This is a genomic window from Cellulomonas bogoriensis 69B4 = DSM 16987 (genome assembly GCF_000767165.1).
Classification (GTDB): domain Bacteria; phylum Actinomycetota; class Actinomycetes; order Actinomycetales; family Cellulomonadaceae; genus Actinotalea; species Actinotalea bogoriensis.
The window spans coordinates 1-5,143 of record NZ_AXCZ01000184.1 but is presented as its reverse complement, the minus strand read 5'-3'; the positions used below and the strand labels follow the sequence as shown (position 1 = coordinate 5,143).

The window sequence follows — 5,143 nt, the reverse complement described above, 5'->3', positions numbered from 1 at the left end:
CGGCGATCGCGTCGAGGCTGCACACGCCGTGCACCGGGACCCCGAGGGCCAGCCCCAGCGTCCGTGCGGTCACCAGGCCGGCACGCAGACCGGTGAAGGGTGCGGGCCCGGTGCCCGCGACCACCGCGGTGAGGTCCCGGCGGTCCACACCGGCCTCGGTGAGGACCTCGGTCACCAGCGGGGCGAGGAGCTCGGCGTGTCGGCGCGGCTCGGCGACGCAGCGGTCGGCCAGGACCGCGCCGTCCCCGTCCACGAGGGTCACGGTGATGTCGGCGGAGGTGTCGAGGACCAGCACAGGCACGGGCGTCATCCTCCCACCGCGGTCGGCAGGTCGACCCCCACCCACCGCTCCCCCACGGCACGCACCGTGACGTGCCGTGGGCCCTGCGCGGCGTCGGTGAGGTCCTCCGCGTCCGCCAGGGCGGTCCCGGTGCCGCCGTGGGGCCGGTCGAGGAGGATCTCGAGCCGGTCCTCGGCGAGGACCTCCGCGAGGCCCTCGCCCCACTCCACGACCGTCACGGACTCCTCGAGGCTCGTGTCGAGGTCGAGGGCGTCGAGCTCGTCGAGCGAACCCAGGCGGTACGCGTCCACGTGGACCATGGCAGGGCCCTGCCCGGTCGGCGGGTGCACCCGCGCGATGATGAACGTCGGCGAGGCGACCTGACCGCGCACCCCGAGCCCCTCCCCGATGCCCTGGGTCAGGGTCGTCTTCCCCGCGCCGAGCGGACCGGTCAGGACCACCAGGTCCCCCGCCCGAAGCACCGCGGCCAGGGCCCTGCCCCAGGTGCGCGCGCTCGCGGCGTCGACCAGCTCGACGTGGACGTCGCTCACGGGGCCACCGCCCCCACGTGGGTGCGGGGCACCCTGGCCCCCACCCGCGTGACGATCTCGTAGGAGATCGTGCCCACGACGTCGGCCCAGTCGTGGGCCGTGGGGCCGCCGTCCGTCCCGTCGCCGAAGAGCACCACCGTGTCCCCGGCCCGCTCGGGCGCGTCGGCCCCGAGGTCGAGGACCACCTGGTCCATGCACACCCGGCCGGCCACGCCCAGACGGCGCCCACCGACCTGGACGGGGCCGCCCCAGCGCTCGCGGGTGCCCGAGGCGTGGCGGGGGATCCCGTCGGCGTACCCGAGCGGGACCAGGCCCACCCTGGTCGCGGCCGGGGTCACGTAGTCGTGGCCGTAGGAGATCCCGTGGCCGGCCGGGACGTCCTTGACCAGGGCCAGGTCGGCCTCGAGACGCATCGCGGGACGCAGCCCGAAGTCCGCCGGGCCACCCAGTTCCGGGACCGGGGACAGCCCGAACACGGAGATCCCGGGGCGCACCAGGTCGTAGTGCATCGCGGGGTCGGTGAGGGTCGCGGCCGAGTTCGCCAGGTGACGCACCTCGAGCCGGGCCCCGGCGCGCTCGACGGTGCGGCACGCCTCGTCGAACACCGCGGCCTGCTGCAGGACGGTGGGGTGGGCGGGTGCGTCGGCCCACGCCAGGTGCGACCAGACACCCACCACCACGCACAGGCCCTCGGCCTGCGCGGCCATCAGCACCTCCAGGAGCTCCTCGAGATCGGCGGGCATCACACCGCCCCGACCGAGGCCGGTGTCGACCTTGACGTGCACCCGGGCCGGGACGCCCGCCGCGCGCGCGGCGGCCACCACCTCGTGGGCCGCCCACCCGGCCGCGACGGACACGTCGACCCCGACGGTGACGACCTCGGCCAGGGGTGCGCCGGGGGCGTACAACCAGGTGAGCACCGGGGCGGTGACGCCCGCGGCCCGCAGCGCCAGGGCCTCGGTGATCTGGGCGACACCGAGCCAGGTGGCACCCCCCGCGAGCGCCGCGAGCGCCGACGGGACCAGGCCGTGGCCGTAGGCGTCGGCCTTGACCACGGCCATGACCTGCGCCGCACCGGACCTGTCGTCCAGGGCCCGGACGTTGTCACTGATGGCACCGAGGTCGATCACCGCGCGCGCGGGGTATGGGCTCACGCGCACATTGTCCCAGGTGCGCGTCCTGCCGGTGTCCGTCCTGTGCGTGCTCTCCGTCGAAGGCCGGAGGCGAGCGCGGCCGAGCCGGGCGTCCCGCCGTTCGGCCCTCGTCAGCACTGTGCCGCTGGACCCGGGACGGGCCGGTGACGCGGTCCGTCGGTCACCGGCCCGTCTGCCGTAGCCCGCTGCACCGTCACCCGGCACGCGGGCTCACCACACCCGCCGCACCACCGCCTTGATCGCCTCGACCACCAGGAAGATCACCGCGGCGATCGCGGCGGTCAGCAGCCACGAGCCGAGCGGCAACGGGGCCGAGCCGAAGAGGGTGTGCATGAACGGGGCGTACACGAACAGCGCCTGCAGCGCGACGAGCGCGGCGACCGACCACCACACCACCGGGTTGGTGAAGAGCTGGCCGCGGTCGATCGAGGAGCCACGCAGGTTCCGGCAGCTGACCAGGTACCCGACCTGCCCGAGTGCGAGCATCGTGACCGCCGCGGTCTGGGCCTGGGCGTCCGCCACCCCCTGGGCGCGCGCCAGGTAGTACAGCGCCAGGGTCGCCCCGCCGATGAGCAGCGACGCGGCGGCGATCTGGACCATCGCCCCCTTGCCGATGATCGAGGTGCCCGGGGCCCGGGGTGGGCGCCTCATGACGTCGGCCTCGGCGGGCTCGAACGCCAGGGCGAGGGACAACGTCACCGCGACGATCAGGTTCACCCACAGGATCTGCACCGGGGCGAGGGGCAGCGACAGCCCCAGGACCACAGCCGTCAGCAGGACCAAGGACTGCGCACCGTTGGTCGGCAGCAGGAACACGACCGACTTCTGGATGTTGTCGAACGTGCGGCGGCCCTCTTCGACGGCACGCTCGATCGTCGCGAAGTTGTCGTCCGCGAGGACGATCTCGGCGGCCTCCTTGGTCGCCTCGGTGCCCTTGATCCCCATCGCGACCCCGACGTCAGCACGCCGCAGCGCGGGGGCGTCGTTGACGCCGTCACCGGTCATGGCCACGACCTCGCCGTTGGCCTGGAGCGCCTGCACCAGCCTCAGCTTGTGCTCGGGGCTCACCCGGGCGAACGTGTCGTAGCGCCGGACCACGTCCCTGAGGTCCTCGTCGCTCGCACGGTCGAGCTCGGTGCCGGTGATCGCCACGTCCGCGTGCCCGGCGGCGGTGTCGATGATGCCCATCTGCCGGCCGATGGCCGTGGCCGTGCCCGCGTGGTCACCGGTGATCATCTTGACGCCGATGCCTGCGCGGCGTGCCTCGGCGACGGCCTCCACGGCCTCCGGCCGGGGCGGGTCCAGGATGCCGACCACGCCGACCAGGACGAGCCCGTCGTCCAGGTCTCCCAGCGACAACGTCTCCCTCCCGTCCTCACGGACCGCACGGGCCGCCGCCAGGACCCGCAGGCCGCGCGCGCTCAGCCCGTCGACCAGCACGTCCCACTCCTCGCGGTCCCACGCCTGCGGCGAGCCGTCGGCGCCCAGCACGGCCGTGCACCTGTCCATGACACGGTCCGGGGCGCCCTTCACGTGCACCACCACCTGGCCGTCGGGGACGCGGTCGAGGGTCGCCATCAGCTTGTGCTCGGACTCGAACGGCACCACGGCCACCCTCTCCAGGTGCGCCACGTCCGCCCCGGCCTTGCCGGCCAGCGCCCGCAGGGCGCCCTCCGTCGGCTCACCGACGACGGCCCAGCGACCGTCCTGCTCGGTGAGGGCCGCGTCGTTCGCCACCGCCATCACCGTGACCAGGGCGTCCAGGTCCCGGTGGGATGCCAGGGTCGCCGGGGTGTCCTCGGTCAGGATCCTCCCGGTCGGCTGGTAGCCCAGGCCCTCGACCTGGTACCGGCGCACCGGGGTCACGACCTCCTGGACGGTCATCTCGTTCTTGGTCAGTGTCCCGGTCTTGTCCGAGCAGATGACCGTGACCGAACCCAGGGTCTCCACCGACGTCAGCTTGCGGGTGATGGCGTTGCGCCGGGCCATGTGCTGGACGCCGCGCGCCAGCGTGATCGTCACGATCGCGGGCAGCCCCTCGGGGATGGCCGCCACCGCGAACGCCACCGCTGCCGTGAGCAGGAGCGCGACCTCCATGTCGTGCACCGACCAGCCGAGCACCATCATGAGCACCGCGAGCCCCAGGATCACCTTGGACAACATCGTGCCGAACGCCTTGATCCTGCGCTCCAGGGGGGTCTTGAGCTGCTCGACCGACTCGATCATCGAGCTGATCCGCCCGATCTCGGTGCGGGCACCGGTGGCGACCACCACTCCCGTGCCACGACCGCTGACGACGAGGCTGCCCGAGTACGCCACGCTCGCCCGGTCACCCACACCGGCGTCCGCGTCGACCGGGTCGACCTGCTTGGTCACGGGCTCGGACTCCCCCGTCAGCCCCGCCTCCTCGGTGCGCAGCTCGGTGGAGGCGGTGACCCGCAGGTCCGCCGGGACCCTGTCACCGGACCGCAGGCGCACCACGTCCCCCGGCACCAGGTCCGCGGCCTGGACCTCGAGCCAGCGTCCGCCCCGCCGGACCTGCGCCGTGGAGGACAGCATCGTCCGCAGGCCCGCGAGCGCCCGCTCGGCCCGGCCCTCCTGCACGAACCCGATGACGGCGTTGACGACCGCGACCGCCAGGATGACCCCGAAGTCCACCCACTCCCCCAGGACGGCCTTGAGCACCGCAGCCGCGAGGAGCACGTAGATCAGGACGTCGTTGAAGTGGCGCGCCAGGCGCAGCAGCACCGGGTCGGGGTCGGCCTCGGGAAGACGGTTCGGGCCGTGGCGCCCGAGCCGTGCGGTCGCCTCCGCCGGGTCCAGGCCCGACTCGCCGGTGCCCAGCGCCCGCTCGACCTCCTCGACGGACCGGGCGTGCACCTGGCCCGGGTCGAGCTGGTCCCGGGCACCCTCGGCGGGGTCACGCTGCGTGGCTGTCGTCGGCATGCTCTCTCCTCTCCTCAGGGGTGGATCACGTTCACGGGGACGTCAGGGGCGTGGCACCAGGGTGGTCAGCAGCGCGAGCGCGACGAGCGCGGCCATCGCCCCGCCGACGCGGCGACGGGTGGACCACAGCACCCACCGGTCCACTGCCGACCCGGCCCGACCGCCGACGTCGGCGGCACCGCGGCGGTGGACGGCGATGCCGATCTCGCCGG

At 74.0% G+C, this 5,143-nt stretch carries 4 protein-coding genes; all 4 read right to left on the bottom strand.

Annotated elements, in window-relative coordinates; all coding sequences use genetic code 11:
• Nucleotides 1-310 (bottom strand): tRNA (adenosine(37)-N6)-threonylcarbamoyltransferase complex dimerization subunit type 1 TsaB (gene tsaB, locus N869_RS12740; protein WP_408606364.1); only part of this gene is annotated, 310 nt, incomplete at its 3' end.
• Nucleotides 307-831, bottom strand: a complete 525-nt coding sequence (gene tsaE / locus N869_RS12735; protein ID WP_035062245.1) for a tRNA (adenosine(37)-N6)-threonylcarbamoyltransferase complex ATPase subunit type 1 TsaE — start codon at nt 829-831, stop codon at nt 307-309. The genes tsaB and tsaE, both read right to left, overlap by 4 nt.
• The gene (alr, locus tag N869_RS12730; protein WP_052105524.1) at nt 828-1,985 is read right to left on the bottom strand and encodes an alanine racemase; all 1,158 of its coding nucleotides are present in this window, start codon (nt 1,983-1,985) and stop codon (nt 828-830) included. Before alr ends, tsaE begins: the two co-directional genes overlap by 4 nt.
• 210 nt (nt 1,986-2,195) lie before the next feature.
• Nucleotides 2,196-4,931 (bottom strand): cation-translocating P-type ATPase, encoded by a 2,736-nt coding sequence (locus N869_RS12725; RefSeq protein ID WP_084137139.1) that lies wholly within the window; start codon nt 4,929-4,931, stop codon nt 2,196-2,198.
• Nucleotides 4,932-5,143: the final 212 nt, after the last annotated feature.

Bases quoted from the DNA above. Each gene is read 5' to 3' on its own strand.
- N869_RS12725 (WP_084137139.1), bottom strand. From the start codon at position 4,931: ATGCCGACGACAGCCACGCAGCGTGACCCCGCCGAGGGTGCCCGGGAC.